Below are 16,338 nucleotides of genomic sequence, written 5' to 3'. Positions count from 1 at the left end.
CTCTCCTGCTTAGACAGACGAAGCGACACATGTACAAAGGATTGACTCGCGCCGTTGGCGCACTGCTGGCCTTGGTAGCCCTCTACAGCCTTCTCGGCTTTCTCGTTCTCCCCGGTGTCGCGCTGCGCATCGCCAACCAGCAGTTGGCCGAGTACGCAACCGTGCCTGCCCATCTCGAACGGATCGAGCTCAACCCCTTCAGCCTCGAGCTGACGCTGTGGGGCCTGCAGATCGGCGAGCCTGGCAAGGAGCAGGTCGGCTTCGACCGGCTATACGCCAACCTCTCGCTCGACAGCCTGTGGAGTGGCGCCCTGCACCTTGACGCAGTGGAGCTGGTCAAGCCACGCAACGAAGTACTGTTCGCCAAGGACGGTACCCTCAACCTGACCCGCCTGTTCAAACTGCCAGCCAGCGAAGCCAAACCTGACGAACCGCCCAGCGACCCGTTCCCGCTACGCATCGGCAGCATCAAGCTCAGCGACGGCTACCTGCACTTCGAGGACCTGCGCCCGGGCGAGCCGATCGAGTTCCTCTATGACAACATGAACCTGGAGCTGAAAAACCTCAGCACGCTGCCCAACGACAACGCCGACATGACTTTGGTGGCCATCGGCCCCAACGGCGGGCGCATCGACTGGAAAGGCACCCTGAGCCTGGCGCCAATAGCCTCTGAAGGCACACTGAAGATCACCGAAGGCAGGATGAAGGCATTCTGGCCCTATGTACGCGATGCCGTGCCACTGGTGCTGGAAGAAGGCGTGGTCAGCCTCGACACCCACTACAAGCTCAACCTTGCCAAACAGACCGAACTGTTGCTGGACAACGCGTCGGTGCGCATTGCTCCGTTCGCCATCAAGGCCCCGGATGGCCGGCCGCTGGCACGCCTGGCCAGCCTGGAGGTAAGCGAAACCTCGGTCGACCTGGTCAAGCAGCTGGTCACCGTGGGCAAGATCCGCAGCGAAAAACTGGAAACCTGGGCTGCGCTGGAAAAGGACGGCCAGCTCGACTGGCAAAAGCTGTTCGCCAGCCAGCCGGCCAAAGCCACGCCGAAGGAAAAGGCCGAGCCTGCCACCGCCGAGCCAACGCCCGAACAGCAAGCCGCCAAGGAGCCAAGCAAACCTTGGCAGGTGTTGCTCAAGGACGTGCAACTGCGTAACTATCTGGTGCACTTGGCAGACCGTACCCAGAAGGAGCCGGTGGCCCTGGACGTCGGCCCGCTCAATGCCGATCTGCAAGGTTTCGATAGCCTCAACAAGTCGCCTTTCACGCTCAAGCTCGATACCGGTGTGGGCAAGCAAGGCAAACTGCAGGCAGCCGGCCAGGTCAACCTGGCGCCCATCTGGGCCAAGCTGGACGTGAGCAGCCGCGACATCGACCTGCGAGTGGCCCAAGCCTATATAAGCCCGTTCATTCTGCTGGAGCTGCGCAGTGGCATGCTCGCCAGCGACCTCAAGGTCGACTTGAAGAACACCGCACCGCTGGCCTTCAGCGTTACCGGCAAGGCACAGGTCAGCCAGCTGCACACCCTCGACACCATCAAGAGCCGTGACTTCGTCAAATGGCAGCAGGTGAACGTCGATGGCCTGTCCTACGTGCACGGCGATACGCTGTCGATCGACAAGGTGACCCTGCTGCAACCCTATGCGCGTTTCATCATCAACGAAGACCGCACCACCAACATCAACGACCTGCTGATCCCGCAGCCGGCCGGCGCTCCGGCAACCAGCCAGGCCAAGCCGGCCGCTGCCAGCAACGACAAGCCGCTGGGCATCCACATCGGCCAGATCGACATCAACGACGGCTCGGCCAACTTCGCCGACCTGTCTCTCACACCCAACTTCGCTACGGCCATCCAGCAGCTCAACGGCCGGATCGGCACCATCGACAACCGCAAGCCGGTGCCGGCCAAGGTCGACGTCAAGGGCAAGGTCGACCGCTACGCGCCGGTCACCATCAAAGGCGCCCTGAACCCTTTCAACCCGTTGGCCAGCCTGGACATCGCCACGAGTTTCAAGCGGGTCGAGCTGACCACACTCACCCCCTACTCCGGCAAGTTCGCCGGCTTCCGCATCCGCAAGGGCCGGCTCAACCTCGACTTGCACTACCTGATCACCAATGGCCAGCTGAAGGCCGAGAACAAGGTGGTGGTGGAGCAGCTGCAGTTGGGCGAGAAGGTCGACAGCCCGGACGCAGTGGACCTGCCGATCCGACTGGCGGTGGCGTTGCTGAAGGATACAGAAGGCAAGATCTCGATCGAGCTGCCTGTGTCAGGCGACCTCAACAACCCGCAGTTCAGCGTGATGCCGATCGTGTGGCAAACACTGCGCAACCTGGTGTTGCGTGCGGCGCAGGCACCGTTCAAGTTCATTGGCGGGCTGGTTGCCGGCGGTGGCTCGGAAGACCTGGGCAACGTGTCCTTCGCGCCGGGCTCCAGCGAGCTCGGTGGCGACGCCAAGGCATCGCTGGACAAGCTGGCGTCGGCCCTGAAGGAACGCCCGGAGCTGCGTCTGGAAATCGAAGGCACCAGTGCCCAGGCCAGCGATGGCCCGCTGATCGCCCAGCAGCGCCTGGAGCGTGAGTACCAGGCCACCTGGTACAAGATCCTGCAGCGTCGCGGTGACAAGGTACCGGCCAATGCCTCGATGCTGGTGGTCGACGACAGCGACAAACCAGCGATGCTCGAAGGCATCTACCGTAATCGCCTGAAACAGCAGCCGCCTGCCGAATGGGAGCAACTGGGCCGTGACGAGCGCACCGCCAAGCTGCGCGAGGCGGTGATCAAGTCCTGGGCCGAGAGTACTGCGCTGCTGCGCACGCTGGGCCAGGAGCGGGCCAGCAGCATCAAGGATTACCTGGTGGACAAAGGCCAGCTGGAAGATGACCGGGTGTACTTCATCGATACCAACCTGGGCCAGGCCGAGAGCGATGGGCGGGTGGTGACGCCGATGCATCTGGATGCCGAGTAGTTTCTACCAGCAGGGCTGGCCTCTTCGCGGGTAAACCCGCTCCCACAAGGTATGCGCTGGCCTTGAGCTGTGCGCGCTCCCTGTGGGAGCTCATCGGGGCGCCGAACCGCCGCGAAGAGGCCGGTACAGGCTTCACACCAAACGCTGGCCCGACACCGCCGGGTGATACAACGGCTGCACCTTGTTCCCTGCCGGGTCCAGCAGGTGAAAGCTGCGCGCCCCGTCACCATGGTTGAACGGCCGGTCGAGCAAGGTCACGCCGTGCGCCTTGAAGTACTGGTACCAGGCTTCCAGCTCCTCCACGCTATCGACGATGAACCCATAGTGGTCCAGGGTCTGCAACCCATTGGCCGCCCCTGCCCCACGCCCCAGCGACAGATTGTCGTTACCACAAGTGAGATACACCAGGTCTTCGTTGGCCCGGTTCAGCACCTCCATGCCCAGCACATCGACGTAGAAACGTTCGCACTCCTCAAGGTTGGGCACCAACAAGGCAATATGACGCAGGCCATTCAGGCGACCAGGGCGGGCAGGCAATTCGGACATTGGCGAGGCTCCATTTTTGTATACAATTCACAGTAGAATTTAAAACAAAAGGAGAGCCTTGTGTATAGCCTGTTCATCAAGACCCGAGTGAAGCCCGGTTGCGCCGAAGATTTTCTGACTGCGATCAAGGTCAATGCCGCAGCGTCTGTCGCCACCGAATCGGGCTGCCTTGTGTTCGACGTGTCGCAGGACCGGGCCGACCCGGAGGTGATTTACCTGTACGAGATCTACCGCGATGAAGCGGCGTATGAAGCGCACACTGAAACCGCGCACTTTCGCGATAGCCGGCCGTTGGTCGAGCCGCTGATCATCGAGCAGGAATGCTTCGAGAGTGATGTGATCGCACGTAACCCGGTTTACTAGCCGCAAATGAAAAGCCCCGGCAAATAGCAGGGGCTCGGAGCAAAGATGGCCAAATCCGTTTGGCCGACGGGACAATCCTTATTCGGCTTTCAGGCCATCCGACATCACACTCTTGACGCCTTTGATGTTCTTGGTAATACGAACAGCTTCTTCTTTCTGGGACTGAGTCACCGCCACGTCAGACGACAGCGAGACGACACCTTGGCTGGTCTCGACTTTGATGTCGCTGCCTGGAATACCTTTTTCAGTCAGCAGGTCCGCTTTCACTTTGGTGGTGATCCAGGTGTCAGAACCTTCCTGCTTGGCGTTGTCCACGGTATTGGCGGCCAACATGACTGGAGCCTGGGTTGGCTCTGCAGCGAATGCGCCGTTAGCCAGGGTCAGGGTCAGGGCGGTAGCAGTAGCGGCAGCAATGGCGAACTTCTTCATGTGAGTCACTCCTGTTTTTCGAAAGGTCTGCGCCGTATGTCCTGGCGTCAGATATGAAGGTAGTTGCACGCGCTGTGCCAGCTTTTCCGCCTCGCTTGTTTCCTTTTAAATCAATAAGTTAGCGAAAAATCAGTGTTCCTGTCGTCGTGCATTTTGCAATCTGCACCGTAAACCTGCATGCAAGATGCAAGTCCGCAAAAGGTTCCCTTTCGCCCATGAAAAAAGGGCCCCGAAGGGCCCTTTCCTGTAGCGTGGCAGTCGCTTAGACGCCCGAGGCCTTGGCCGCGGCAACATCCTTGATCGACAGCTTGATACGGCCGCGGTTGTCCACGTCCAGTACCAGTACTTCGACTTCCTGGCCTTCTTTCAGGATGTCGGTAACTTTCTCGACGCGAGCATCGCTCAGCATGGAGATGTGTACCAGGCCGTCCTTGCCAGGCAGGATGTTGACGAAGGCACCGAAGTCGACGATGCGTTCGACCTTGCCGACATAGATCTTGCCAATCTCGGCCTCGGCGGTGATGCCCAGGATGCGCTGCTTGGCAGCCTCTGCCGCTTCCTTGGTTTCGCCGAAGATCTTGATCGAGCCGTCGTCTTCGATGTCGATCGAAGCCTTGGTCTCTTCGCAGATGGCGCGAATGGTGGCGCCGCCTTTACCGATGACATCACGGATCTTGTCGGTGTCGATCTTCATCGCGATCATGGTCGGAGCGTTGGCCGACAGCTCGCTACGCGACTGGGCGATGATCTGGTTCATCTGGCCGAGGATGTTCAGGCGCGCTTCCAGGGCCTGGCCCAGGGCGATTTCCATGATCTCTTCGGTGATGCCGTTGATCTTGATGTCCATCTGCAGCGCGGTAACACCCTTGGCGGTACCGGCTACCTTGAAGTCCATGTCGCCCAGGTGGTCTTCGTCACCCAGGATGTCGGTCAGGACAGCGAACTTGTCACCTTCCTTGACCAGACCCATGGCGATACCAGCAACTGGGGCCTTCATCGGTACACCGGCGTCCATCAGGGCCAGGGAAGCACCGCAGACCGAAGCCATGGAGCTGGAACCGTTGGATTCGGTGATTTCCGAAACCACACGGATGGTGTACGGGAAGTCGCTGTCGCTCGGCAGCATGGCCTGCACGCCACGACGGGCCAGGCGACCGTGACCGATTTCACGACGGCCGGCGCCGCCCATGCGGCCGCACTCACCCACCGAGAATGGCGGGAAGTTGTAGTGCAGCATGAACGGGTCTTTCTTCTCGCCTTCCAGGGTGTCCAGCAGCTGGGCGTCACGTGCGGTACCCAAGGTCGCGACAACCAGGGCCTGGGTTTCACCACGGGTGAACAGCGCCGAACCGTGGGTCTTCGGCAATACGCCGACTTCGATGTTCAGCGGGCGCACGGTGCGGGTGTCACGGCCGTCGATACGCGGTTTGCCGTTGACGATGTTCTCACGGACGGTGCGGTATTCCAGTTCGCCGAAGATGTCCTTGATGGCGCTGGCGGACGGGCCGGTCTCTTCGTTGCTCAGACGGGCAACAGCTTCGTCGCGCAGCTGGCCCAGGCGGTTGTAGCGGTCAGCCTTCTGGGTAATGGTGTATGCCTGCGAAACGGCTTCACCGAACTCGCCACGCACCAGGTTCATCAGCTCGACATTGGCCGGGGCTGGCTGCCAGTCCCAGGTCGGCTTGCCGGCTTCGGCGGCCAGTTCCTTGACGGCCTGGATCACGGCCTGGAATTCGTCGTGTGCGAACAGTACGGCGCCCAGCATCTGGTCTTCGGTCAGCTCTTTGGCTTCCGATTCAACCATCAGTACAGCCGATTCGGTACCGGCAACGACCATGTCCAGGCTCGAGGCAGCCAGTTGCTCGTAGGTCGGGTTCAGCAGGTAGCCGGTGCTTTCGTGGAAGGCAACGCGAGCGGCGCCGATCGGGCCTTCGAACGGAATGCCGGAAATGGCCAGGGCAGCCGAGGTACCGATCATCGCAGCGATGTCCGGGTCGGTCTTCTTGCTGGTGGAAACCACGGTGCAGACAACCTGCACTTCGTTCATGAAGCCTTCCGGGAACAGCGGACGGATCGGACGGTCGATCAGGCGCGAGGTCAGGGTCTCTTTCTCGGAAGGACGGCCTTCACGCTTGAAGAAGCCACCCGGGATCTTGCCGGCGGCGTAGGTCTTTTCCTGGTAGTGAACCGACAGCGGGAAGAAACCCTTGCCTGGATCAGCCTGCTTGGCGCCTACCACGGTCACCAGCACGGTGACGTCGTTGTCGACGGTAACCAGCACAGCGCCGGTTGCCTGACGGGCAATACGGCCCGTTTCGAGAGTAACGGTCGATTGACCGAACTGGAAAGTCTTGATTACCGGGTTCACGGTTTCCTACCTTTTTCAGTGGCTCTTGGGGGGAACTGGTTTCTTGCGAATTCTTGGGCAGAACGGGGAATCGGCCCCATTGACCGTCCAGATACAACACGAGGCTGGGAGCCTGGCGCCAAGCGGAAGATCCGCTCAGCGTTGCCAGGCTGCCAACCTCGGAGATACGCGTGGCGTGTCCAACGGCAGCGCTGCAAAACAGCCCTGCCGAAGCCTGCGACACGCCATGCACACCACTGGCCAGGCCGCTATTAGCGACGCAGACCCAGGCGACCGATCAGGGCGCTGTAACGAGTGGTGTCTTTGCCCTTCAGGTAGTCCAGCAGCTTACGACGCTGGTTGACCATACGAATCAGACCACGACGGGAGTGGTGGTCTTTGTCGTTGGCCTTGAAGTGGCCTTGCAGCTTGTTGATGTTGGCGGTCAGCAGAGCAACCTGCACTTCCGGGCTACCGGTATCGCCGGCGGCTTGCTGGTATTCGGCAACGATCTGAGCTTTTTCTTCAACGCTGAGGGCCATGTGGCTTCTCCTGATAACGGATCCCGCATGCGGGTCCAATAGGCCAGGGACAAATCCCTGTATTAATAAAAAAGGTGTGACCGTGCCTACTGACAGCCACCCTTGGTCCCGTGGAACCTGGCAATTGCCCGGCCCCGCGGTTTCGGTCATTCCGACCGAATCAGCCGACGCGGCGCAATGCGCCCGTCTTCGCTCACTTCACCGATACCGATGAAGCGTGCATTGTGATCCTGTACCCGGACCATGCCAAATTGTGGCGCGTCCGGCGCGCGTACCGCCTGCCCATGCAGCCAGTAGAACGCACTGTGCTCGGACAGGCACACCAGTGGCCAGTCCTGCAGGCCGCTGTCAGAAGGCATAAGGAAGCGGTCGAGCGCTTCGTTGCCGCCTTCGGCGTGGGCCTGTTCGAGTTCCTCGAGAGTGACCGTCTGCGCCAGCGCGAAAGGCCCGGCCTGGGTCCTGCGCAGCTCGGCGACATAGGCGCCGCAGCCAAGAGCCTCGCCGATATCCTCCACCAGGGTGCGGATATAGGTGCCTTTGCTGCATCCTACGCTCAACCGCGCACGGGTGCCTTCGCACTCGAGCAACTCCAAGCGGCCAATAGTAACAGAACGCGCCTCGCGCTCCACTACCTCTCCTGCACGTGCCAGCTTGTACAGTGGCTGGCCGTCACGCTTGAGCGCCGAGTACATCGGCGGTATCTGGCTGATCTGGCCACGAAAACGCGACAGCAGGGCCTCGATGTCGGAGCGACCAACGGTCACCTCGCGAGTCTGCAGCACCTCACCCTCGGCATCGCCGGTGTTGGTAGTCTGCCCCATCTGCATGACTGTTTCGTAGCCCTTGTCGGAATCGAGCAGGTACTGCGAAAACTTGGTTGCTTCGCCAAAGCACAGCGGCAGCACGCCGGTTGCCAGCGGGTCGAGGCTGCCAGTGTGGCCGGCCTTTTCCGCATTGAGCAGCCAGCGCACCTTTTGCAGGGCCGCGTTGGAGGTGAAGCCCAGCGGCTTGTCGAGCAGGATGATGCCGCTGACGTTGCGGCGGATACGTTTGACCTGGGCCACCGCTTACTCCTCGGCGTCCGGCTTGTCGGCATCCTTGTGCAGACGGTCTTCGGCGACCGCGCGCTCGATCAATGCCGACAGGTGGGCACCACGGCTGACGCTTTCGTCGAAGTGGAAATGCAATTGCGGCACGCTGCGCAGTTGCATCACGCGCCCCAGGTGCAGGCGCAGGAAGCTCGCGGCGCTGGTCAGGGCCTTGAGGGTCTGCGGCACGGCGTCGGCGCCGTCCTGGCCCATCACGGTGATGAACACCTTGGCGTGGCCGAGGTCGCGGCTGACGTCCACGGCAGTGATGGTCACCAGGCCGACGCGCGGGTCTTTGACTTCACGGCGGATCAGCTCCGACAGCTCGCGCTGCATCTGATCGCCGATGCGTTGGGTACGGCTATATTCTTTTGCCATTCTTGCTACCTGTAACTTAAAGCGGCAAACGCCCGGCCAGGCTGAAGCCTGACCGGGCGCTACCTTCAGAGGCGCTGCCAGCCGCCCAAGGGCGGGGCCTGCACCACGCTCGCCCCTTACAGGGTACGAGCCACCTGGACTTTCTCGAAGACTTCGATCTTGTCGCCGACCTTGACGTCGTTGTAGCTCTTCACGCCAATACCGCACTCCATGCCGTTACGCACTTCGGAGGCATCGTCCTTGAAGCGACGCAGCGACTCCAGCTCGCCTTCGAAGATCACAACGTCTTCGCGCAGTACGCGGATCGGACGGTTGCGGTACACGGTACCCTCGATGACCATACAGCCAGCGATGGCGCCGAACTTCGGCGAACGGAACACGTCACGAACTTCGGCGACACCCAGGATGTTCTCGCGAACATCGCTGCCGAGCATGCCGGTCAGAGCCTTCTTGACGTCTTCGATGATGTCGTAGATCACGTTGTAGTAACGCATATCCAGACCTTCCTGCTCGACGATCTTGCGCGCGCCGGCATCGGCACGCACGTTGAAGCCGAACAGTACTGCATTCGAAGCCAGCGCCAGGTTGGCGTCGCTTTCGGTGATACCACCGACGCCGCCACCGATCACGCGCACCTGAACTTCGTCGTTGCCCAGGCCCGACAGCGAACCCTGCAGTGCTTCCAGGGAACCACGTACGTCGGTCTTGAGGACGATGTTGAGGGTCTTCTTCTCTTCCTGACCCATGGTCTCGAAGATGTTTTCCAGCTTGCCGGCGTGAGCACGAGCCAGCTTGACCTCGCGGTACTTGCCTTGACGGAACAGGGCAACCTCACGGGCTTTCTTCTCGTCGGCAACCACGGACAGCTCGTCACCGGCTTCCGGGGTACCGTCCAGGCCGAGGATTTCGACCGGGATCGACGGGCCGGCTTCCTTCACAGGCTTGCCGTTCTCGTCGAGCATGGCGCGCACGCGGCCATAATTGGAACCGCACAGGACCATGTCGCCCTGACGCAGGGTACCGTCCTGAACCAGGATGGTCGCCACCGGGCCACGGCCCTTGTCCAGGCGCGATTCGACAACCACGCCACGACCTGGAGCGGTCGGGGTAGCGGTCAGCTCGAGGATCTCGGCCTGCAGCAGAACAGCTTCAAGCAGCTCGTCGACGCCGGTACCCATCTTCGCCGAAACCTTGACGAATGGAGTATCACCACCCCAGTCTTCGGAGGTCACGCCTTCGACGGCCAGCTCGTTGCGAATGCGATCGATATCGGCACCCGGCTTGTCGATCTTGTTCACCGCAACCACCAGCGGAACGCCCGCTGCCTTGGCATGCTGAACGGCTTCGCGAGTTTGCGGCATCACGCCGTCGTCCGCCGCCACCACCAGGATGACGATGTCGGTAGCCTTGGCACCACGGGCACGCATTGCGGTGAACGCAGCGTGGCCTGGAGTATCGAGGAAGGTGACCATGCCGCGGTCGGTTTCCACGTGGTAGGCACCGATGTGCTGGGTAATACCACCGGCTTCGCCAGCAGCAACCTTGGCACGACGGATGTAGTCGAGCAGCGAGGTCTTGCCGTGGTCAACGTGACCCATGACGGTAACGACCGGCGCACGCGATTCGACTTCACCTTCGAACTTCAGCGATTCGGCCAGGGAGTCTTCCAGGGCGGTATCGCTGACCAGGGTCACTTTGTGGCCCAGTTCTTCGGCGACCAGCTGAGCGGTTTCCTGGTCGAGCACCTGATTGATGGTGACCGGAGTACCCAGCTTGAACATGAACTTGACCACTTCAGCGGCCTTGACCGACATCTGTTGGGCCAGTTCCGAGACGGTGATGGTCTCGCCGATGGTCACGTCACGGATGACTGGACCGGTCGGGTTCTGGAAGCCGTGCTGGTTGCGCTTCTTCAGCTTGCTCTTGCCACCGCGGCCACGGCGTACGCCATCGCTCTCTTCATCGGTGGTGCGCGGTGCGGCCCGTGGAGTCGGAGCCTTTTCCTTCTCCTTGACCTTGACCTTGATCGACACGCGCGGGGCCTCGCCACGACGCTCGCCACCACGACGGTCTTCGTCACGGGTACGGCCTTCGTTGCGACGGGCTTCGTCCTTCTTGCGCTCGGCAGCACGGGCTGCGGCGTCTTCGGACGCCGGGGCATCGGCAACTACCGGGGCCGGGGCAGCGGCAGGCGCCGACTCTGGCTTGGCGGCAGGCGCTGGGGCTGCAGCGGCGGTTTCGGCGGCCTGACGGCGAGCCTGCTCTTCGTTGCGCTGGCGAACTTCGGCCTCGACCTTCTCGCGAGCGGCGTTTTCAGCCGCACGGCGCTCTTCCAGTTCACGCTTCTGCTCAGCCTGGATTTCTTCCGGGCTACGCTGCACGAATACTTTCTTCTTGCGTACTTCTACGCTGATGCTCTTGCTACCGGCGACACGCAGGGTGCTGGTGGTTTTGCGCTGCAAGGTAATCTTGCGCGGCTCTTCCGCCTTGCTCTTGTGGCTGCTCTTCAAATGAGTCAGCAAGGTCTGCTTCTCATTGTCGGTCACTACCTGACCGGCGTCGGTGTGCGGCAGACCTGCCTCACGCATCTGCTGCAGCAGGCGCTCTACCGGTGCCTCGACCTCTTGGGCCAGTTCTTTCACCGTGACTTGCGTCATGCACTTCTCTCCTCAGGCCGCGCCTAATTACTCGAACCAGTGGGCTCGGGCGGCCATGATCAACTTGCCGGCACGCTCTTCGTCGATGCCGTCGATGTCGAGCAGATCGTCTATCGACTGCTCGGCCAGGTCTTCGCGGTTAACCACGCCGCGCACCGCCAGTTCCGCCGCCAGGTCTTTGTCCATGCCCTCGAGGGAGAGCAGGTCGTCAGCCGGATGGGCGTCTGCCAGTTTTTCTTCGGTAGCGATGGCCTTGGTCAACAAACGGTCCTTGGCTCGAGCGCGGAGCTCGTTGACGATATCTTCGTCAAAGCCATCGATGTTGAGCATTTCTTCCAACGGTACGTAGGCAATTTCTTCGAGGCTGGTGAAGCCTTCGTCGACCAGCACTTGGGCCAGCTCCTCGTCGACTTCCAGTTCATCGATGAAATTGCGCAGGATGTCACCGGTTTCGGCCTGCTGCTTGGCCTGGATGTCCTTCTCGGTCATCACGTTCAGGGTCCAGCCGGTCAGCTGACTGGCCAGGCGAACGTTCTGACCGCCACGACCAATGGCCTGGGCCAGGTTGTCCTCGGCAACGGCGATGTCCATGGCATGGGCATCTTCATCAACGATGATCGCCGCGACTTCAGCCGGCGACATGGCGTTGATGACGAACTGCGCCGGGTTATCGTCCCACAGGACGATATCCACACGCTCACCACCCAACTCCCCGGATACGGCCTGGACGCGCGAACCACGCATGCCGATGCAGGCGCCTTGCGGGTCGATGCGCTTGTCCTTGGAGCGGACGGCGATCTTGGCTCGCGAACCCGGATCACGGGAGGCAGCCATGACTTCGATGAGGCCTTCGGCAATTTCCGGCACTTCGATGCGGAAAAGCTCGATCAGCATCTGTGGCGCGGTGCGCGACAGGATCAGCTGTGGGCCACGATTCTCGGTGCGAATTTCCTTGAGCAGCGCACGCAGGCGCACGCCAACACGGAAGGTCTCGCGCGGAATGATGTCTTCGCGGGCCAGCAGGGCCTCGGCGTTGTTGCCCAGGTCAACGATGACGTTGTCGCGGGTAACCTTCTTGACGGTACCGGAGATGATCTCGCCAACGCGCTCGCGGTAGGCATCGACCACCTGGGCACGCTCGGCCTCACGGACCTTCTGCACGATGACCTGCTTGGCGGTCTGGGCGGCAATACGACCGAACTCGATGGACTCGATCTTCTCTTCGATCACGTCACCGACCTTGGCTTCAGGGTGGGTTTCGTGAATCTTGCTCAACCAGGTCTCGATCGCCGGATCATCAAGATCGGCTTCGTCGACCACGGTCCAGCGACGGAAGGTTTCGTAGCTACCGGTGTGGCGGTTGATTTCCACACGCAGGTCGACTTCGTCTTCAAAACGTTTTTTGGTTGCAGTGGCCAGTGCCACTTCCAGCGCTTCGAAAATGACGCCGGGCGGTACACCTTTTTCGTTGGATACCGATTCAACAACCAGCAGTACTTCTTTGCTCATCGTACGCCTCGCCTTGCGCAAGCCATTGGGCCCGGATAGTCCGCCGGGCCCGGCACGTCTCAGTCAAAACTGGGAATAATATTGGCCTTGTCGATCGAGTCGATCGGCAACAGGAACTCTTGATTGTCCACCTGGACCACCACGTCCTGCTCCTCCACACCGCGGAGAAGGCCCTGGAAGTTACGACGACCCTCGAAGGGTGAGCGCAGCTTGATCTTCACTTGTTCGCCGGCATGCGAGGCAAACTGTTCCAGAGTGAACAGTGGGCGATCCATGCCTGGAGAAGACACCTCGAGGGTGTACTCACTGCTGATCGGATCTTCCACATCGAGAATTGCGCTGGCCTGACGGCTGACCGCTTCGCAGTCGTCCACCAGGATACCGCCTTCCTTGTCGATGTAGATGCGCAGTACCGAATGCTTACCCTGGGAAACGTATTCGATCCCCCAGCATTGATAGCCCAGACCCTCGACAACCGGGGCCAACAAGGCCTGCAACTGTTCTAGCTTGCTCGACACCTGAACCCCCTCGTGCATGCTGTGCAAATAAAAAATGGGCGAAGCGCCCATCCCTGAAAGCGCCGTTGGACAACGACGCCGAAAACTGTTCGGTTAGCAAAAAGCCCCTGAAAAGGGGCTCCGCTGAAGCTGGTTGCGGGGGCTGGATTTGAACCAACGACCTTCGGGTTATGAGCCCGACGAGCTACCAAGCTGCTCCACCCCGCGACAAAGCTGGGGCAAAAGTATAAGACCGAACCCTCTTGAGGGTCAAATCCGAACCTTCACCTGCAAGAAAGCCCGCTAAAGCGGGCTCTCAAGCTTTAATTGGTACCGAGAAGGGGACTCGAACCCCTACACCCTATGGGCACAACCACCTCAAGGTTGCGTGTCTACCAATTCCACCACCTCGGCAATACTACTACTTGAAACCCGTTACTTCTGCTCTTGTGCCGGAGGAGGTACATCACCCGTACTAGGAGTGGTTTCGCTCTTCTGCTGCTGGAGCACCGGTACATCATCATTAACTGCCGGTTTCTGCGGCTCTTTCACTTCTAGCACTGCTGGATCTGGAAGACCTGCTTGGCTAAGCTGGTGAGCTTGTTGCTTCGCGAAGTATCCTAACCCAAGTGCTGTCAAAAAGAAAGTGGCAGCGAGTATAGCAGTTAATTTACTCAGGAACGTTGCAGAGCCTTGGCTCCCGAACACGGTATTTGAAGCACCCGCGCCGAAAGATGCACCTGCTTCAGCACCTTTACCCTGTTGCAACAGAACCAGCACTACAAGCGACAGCGCTGCCAACAGATGAAAAACAACGATGACTGTTTCCAGCATTTGTTCAGTTTCCTGCGGCGCGACAAATTGCACCGAATTCGTCTGCGTTCAGGGAAGCCCCACCAATGAGCCCCCCATCGATATCCGGCATGCCGAACAGTTCGGCCGCATTGGCCGCCTTCACGCTGCCGCCGTAGAGCAACTGCACCTTCGCAGCCACTTCAGCATCTTCTGCCGCCAACTGGCCACGGATGGCTGCGTGCACATCCTGGGCCTGCTGTGGCGTGGCCGTAAGGCCAGTGCCAATGGCCCATACAGGCTCATAGGCAATTACTGCATTGGCAAAAGCCTTAACACCGAATTCCTCGATGATACTGCTTAGTTGACGCCCGACAACTTCGAGCGTTTTGCCAGCCTCGCGCTCTTCAAGGGTTTCCCCTATGCAAAGCACTGGCTTCAAACCTTTGGCTTGGGCCGCTGCAAACTTTCGATTGAGCACTTCGTCAGTTTCGCCAATGATCTGGCGACGCTCCGAATGACCAATCAACACTAACTTGCAGCCTGCTTCAACCAGCTGTTCCGGAGCAACTTCTCCGGTCAGCGCACCCTGTTCGGGTTGTACTGCAGAATTCTGTGCGCCGACAGTAATTTCCTTACCTGCCAGGCCATCGATCACTTGATTGATGAACAAGGCCGGTGGAAACACAGCGACTTCCACTCCGCTCGGCAAGGCCAGATTTCTCAAGCCTTCGGTCAGCTCAGCGACGCTAGCGCGGGTACCGTGCATCTTCCAGTTACCAGCTACCATAGGGCGACGCATGCTTTACCTCGTCGGTCAAAGTGGGCGCAGATAGTACCCAACCCTATCTGCGCTGGCAAGCGCCTTCAGACACAAACTTCGTCGACCAGTTTGGCCAACGCTTCTGCGTGCGCACGCACCTGGCTTTCGTCCTCGCCCTCGACCATCACCCGCACCAACGGCTCGGTACCGGATTTGCGCAGCAGCACGCGGCCGCGGCCGGCCAAGGCCTCGGTCACCTTGGCACTGGCTTCCTTGACCGCCGGGTGCTCCAGCGGGTCGACCTTGCTGGCGCCATAGCGCACGTTGATCAGCACCTGCGGGCACTTGCGCAGGGCCTGACGAGCCTGGGCCAGGGTTTCGCCACGACGCTTGAGTGCCATCAGCACCTGCAGCGCAGCGATGATCGCGTCACCAGTGGTGGTGTGATTGCAGCACACGACGTGACCGGAGTTTTCACCACCGACCAGCCACTCACGCTCCAGCAGCTCGGCCATGACGTAACGGTCACCGACCTTGGCCCGCACGAACGGGATATCCAGGTCCTTCAGCGCAAGCTCCAGGCCCAGGTTGCTCATCAGCGTGCCCACCACCCCACCCTGTAGCTTGCCCCGCTCCTGCAGGTCGCGAGCGATGATGAACAGCAGCTCGTCACCATCGACGATGGCGCCGGTGTGGTCGACCATCAACACGCGGTCGCCATCACCATCGAAAGCGATGCCCAGGTCGGCATGACCGACCAGCACGGCAGCCTGCAGCGACTCGATGTGAGTCGAGCCACAGCCTTCGTTGATGTTCAGGCCGTCGGGTTGGGCATGCAGCACGGTTACGTCGGCACCCAGCTCACGGAAAACGCTTGGCGCGACCTTGTAGGTGGCGCCATGAGCACAATCGACCACCAGCTTGAGGCCGTCGAAGCTGGTGCTGCTCGGCACGCTGCTCTTGCAGAACTCGATGTAGCGGCCGGCGGCATCGTTGATGCGCGAAACCTTGCCCAGCTTGCCCGACTCGACAACGGTCATAGGCTGGTCGAGCAATTCCTCGATCATCAGCTCGACTTCGTCCGGCAACTTGGTCCCCTGGCCCGAGAAGAACTTGATGCCGTTGTCGTCGTGCGGGTTGTGCGAGGCACTGATGACGATGCCGGCTTCGGCATGGAAGGTACGCGTCAGGTAGGCGATAGCCGGCGTAGGCATCGGCCCGAGCAGCATCACGTCGGCACCTGCCGCGGACAGGCCGGCTTCGAGTGCGGACTCGAACATGTAGCCGGAAATACGCGTGTCCTTGCCAACCAGTACCCGGCAGTGGCCTTGCTTGCGGAAGGCCATGCCGGCGGCCCAGCCAAGCTTCAGCATGAAGTCAGGCGTGATCGGGTATTCGCCGACGCGACCACGAATGCCGTCGGTACCAAAGTATTTTCTGCTCATAGGGACTCCAATGTTC

Annotated in this window: 14 protein-coding genes and 2 tRNA genes; 2 read left to right on the top strand and 14 right to left on the bottom strand. The window is 60.6% G+C overall.

The window, feature by feature from the left end; translation table 11 throughout:
• The first annotated feature begins 29 nt into the window (after positions 1–29).
• A complete protein-coding gene (locus IRZ77_RS07245; RefSeq protein ID WP_196173185.1) occupies positions 30–2,966 on the top strand; it encodes a DUF748 domain-containing protein in 2,937 nt (978 codons plus the stop codon).
• 132 nt (positions 2,967–3,098) lie between these two features.
• Here the strand turns inward: IRZ77_RS07245 and IRZ77_RS07240 are convergent, their stop codons facing one another.
• The gene (locus IRZ77_RS07240) at positions 3,099–3,512 is read right to left on the bottom strand and encodes a VOC family protein (RefSeq protein ID WP_010955354.1); all 414 of its coding nucleotides are present in this window, start codon (positions 3,510–3,512) and stop codon (positions 3,099–3,101) included.
• Positions 3,513–3,572: 60 nt separating this feature from the next.
• Here IRZ77_RS07240 and IRZ77_RS07235 point away from each other — a divergent pair, with 60 nt between their 5' ends.
• Positions 3,573–3,875 carry a putative quinol monooxygenase gene (locus IRZ77_RS07235; RefSeq protein ID WP_046613124.1) on the top strand — a complete coding sequence of 101 codons (303 nt, stop codon included), beginning with the start codon at positions 3,573–3,575 and terminating at the stop codon, positions 3,873–3,875.
• Between the two features lie 78 nt (positions 3,876–3,953).
• Here IRZ77_RS07235 and IRZ77_RS07230 read toward each other — a convergent pair whose 3' ends face one another.
• The 13 genes from IRZ77_RS07230 to glmM all read right to left on the bottom strand — a co-directional run bounded on the left by IRZ77_RS07230 (position 3,954) and on the right by glmM (position 16,322).
• A complete protein-coding gene (locus tag IRZ77_RS07230) occupies positions 3,954–4,304 on the bottom strand; it encodes a BON domain-containing protein (RefSeq protein WP_046613125.1) in 351 nt (116 codons plus the stop codon).
• A 262-nt stretch (positions 4,305–4,566) separates the two neighbouring features.
• Positions 4,567–6,672, bottom strand: coding sequence for a polyribonucleotide nucleotidyltransferase (gene pnp / locus IRZ77_RS07225; RefSeq protein ID WP_046613126.1), 2,106 nt, complete (start codon positions 6,670–6,672; stop codon positions 4,567–4,569).
• 251 nt (positions 6,673–6,923) lie between these two features.
• Positions 6,924–7,193 (bottom strand): 30S ribosomal protein S15, encoded by a 270-nt coding sequence (gene rpsO, locus IRZ77_RS07220; protein WP_003249971.1) that lies wholly within the window; start codon positions 7,191–7,193, stop codon positions 6,924–6,926.
• A 146-nt stretch (positions 7,194–7,339) separates the two neighbouring features.
• Positions 7,340–8,257, bottom strand: coding sequence for a tRNA pseudouridine(55) synthase TruB (gene truB, locus IRZ77_RS07215; RefSeq protein WP_135002626.1), 918 nt, complete (start codon positions 8,255–8,257; stop codon positions 7,340–7,342).
• Between the two features lie 3 nt (positions 8,258–8,260).
• Positions 8,261–8,659, bottom strand: coding sequence for a 30S ribosome-binding factor RbfA (rbfA, locus tag IRZ77_RS07210; protein WP_046613128.1), 399 nt, complete (start codon positions 8,657–8,659; stop codon positions 8,261–8,263).
• Positions 8,660–8,775: 116 nt separating this feature from the next.
• Positions 8,776–11,316, bottom strand: a complete 2,541-nt coding sequence (gene infB, locus IRZ77_RS07205; RefSeq protein WP_046613129.1) for a translation initiation factor IF-2 — start codon at positions 11,314–11,316, stop codon at positions 8,776–8,778.
• Between the two features lie 27 nt (positions 11,317–11,343).
• A complete protein-coding gene (gene nusA, locus IRZ77_RS07200) occupies positions 11,344–12,825 on the bottom strand; it encodes a transcription termination factor NusA (RefSeq protein ID WP_003258062.1) in 1,482 nt (493 codons plus the stop codon).
• A gap of 59 nt (positions 12,826–12,884) precedes the next feature.
• The gene (gene rimP / locus IRZ77_RS07195) at positions 12,885–13,343 is read right to left on the bottom strand and encodes a ribosome maturation factor RimP (protein WP_003249960.1); all 459 of its coding nucleotides are present in this window, start codon (positions 13,341–13,343) and stop codon (positions 12,885–12,887) included.
• Positions 13,344–13,473: 130 nt separating this feature from the next.
• Positions 13,474–13,550 (bottom strand) — tRNA-Met (locus IRZ77_RS07190).
• 100 nt (positions 13,551–13,650) lie between these two features.
• Positions 13,651–13,736, bottom strand: a tRNA-Leu gene (locus tag IRZ77_RS07185).
• Positions 13,737–13,757: 21 nt separating this feature from the next.
• A complete protein-coding gene (gene secG, locus IRZ77_RS07180) occupies positions 13,758–14,156 on the bottom strand; it encodes a preprotein translocase subunit SecG (RefSeq protein WP_046613130.1) in 399 nt (132 codons plus the stop codon).
• A 4-nt stretch (positions 14,157–14,160) separates the two neighbouring features.
• Positions 14,161–14,916, bottom strand: coding sequence for a triose-phosphate isomerase (gene tpiA / locus IRZ77_RS07175; protein ID WP_046613131.1), 756 nt, complete (start codon positions 14,914–14,916; stop codon positions 14,161–14,163).
• Positions 14,917–14,981: 65 nt separating this feature from the next.
• Entirely contained in the window at positions 14,982–16,322 is a 1,341-nt protein-coding gene (gene glmM, locus IRZ77_RS07170) for a phosphoglucosamine mutase (RefSeq protein ID WP_046613132.1), read from the bottom strand.
• Positions 16,323–16,338: the final 16 nt, after the last annotated feature.

It is taken from the genome of Pseudomonas pudica (genome assembly GCF_015680405.1).
Taxonomy (GTDB): Bacteria; Pseudomonadota; Gammaproteobacteria; order Pseudomonadales; family Pseudomonadaceae; genus Aquipseudomonas; species Aquipseudomonas pudica.
Note: the sequence above shows the minus strand (reverse complement) of the source record. Positions and strands in the feature narration are given on the sequence as shown.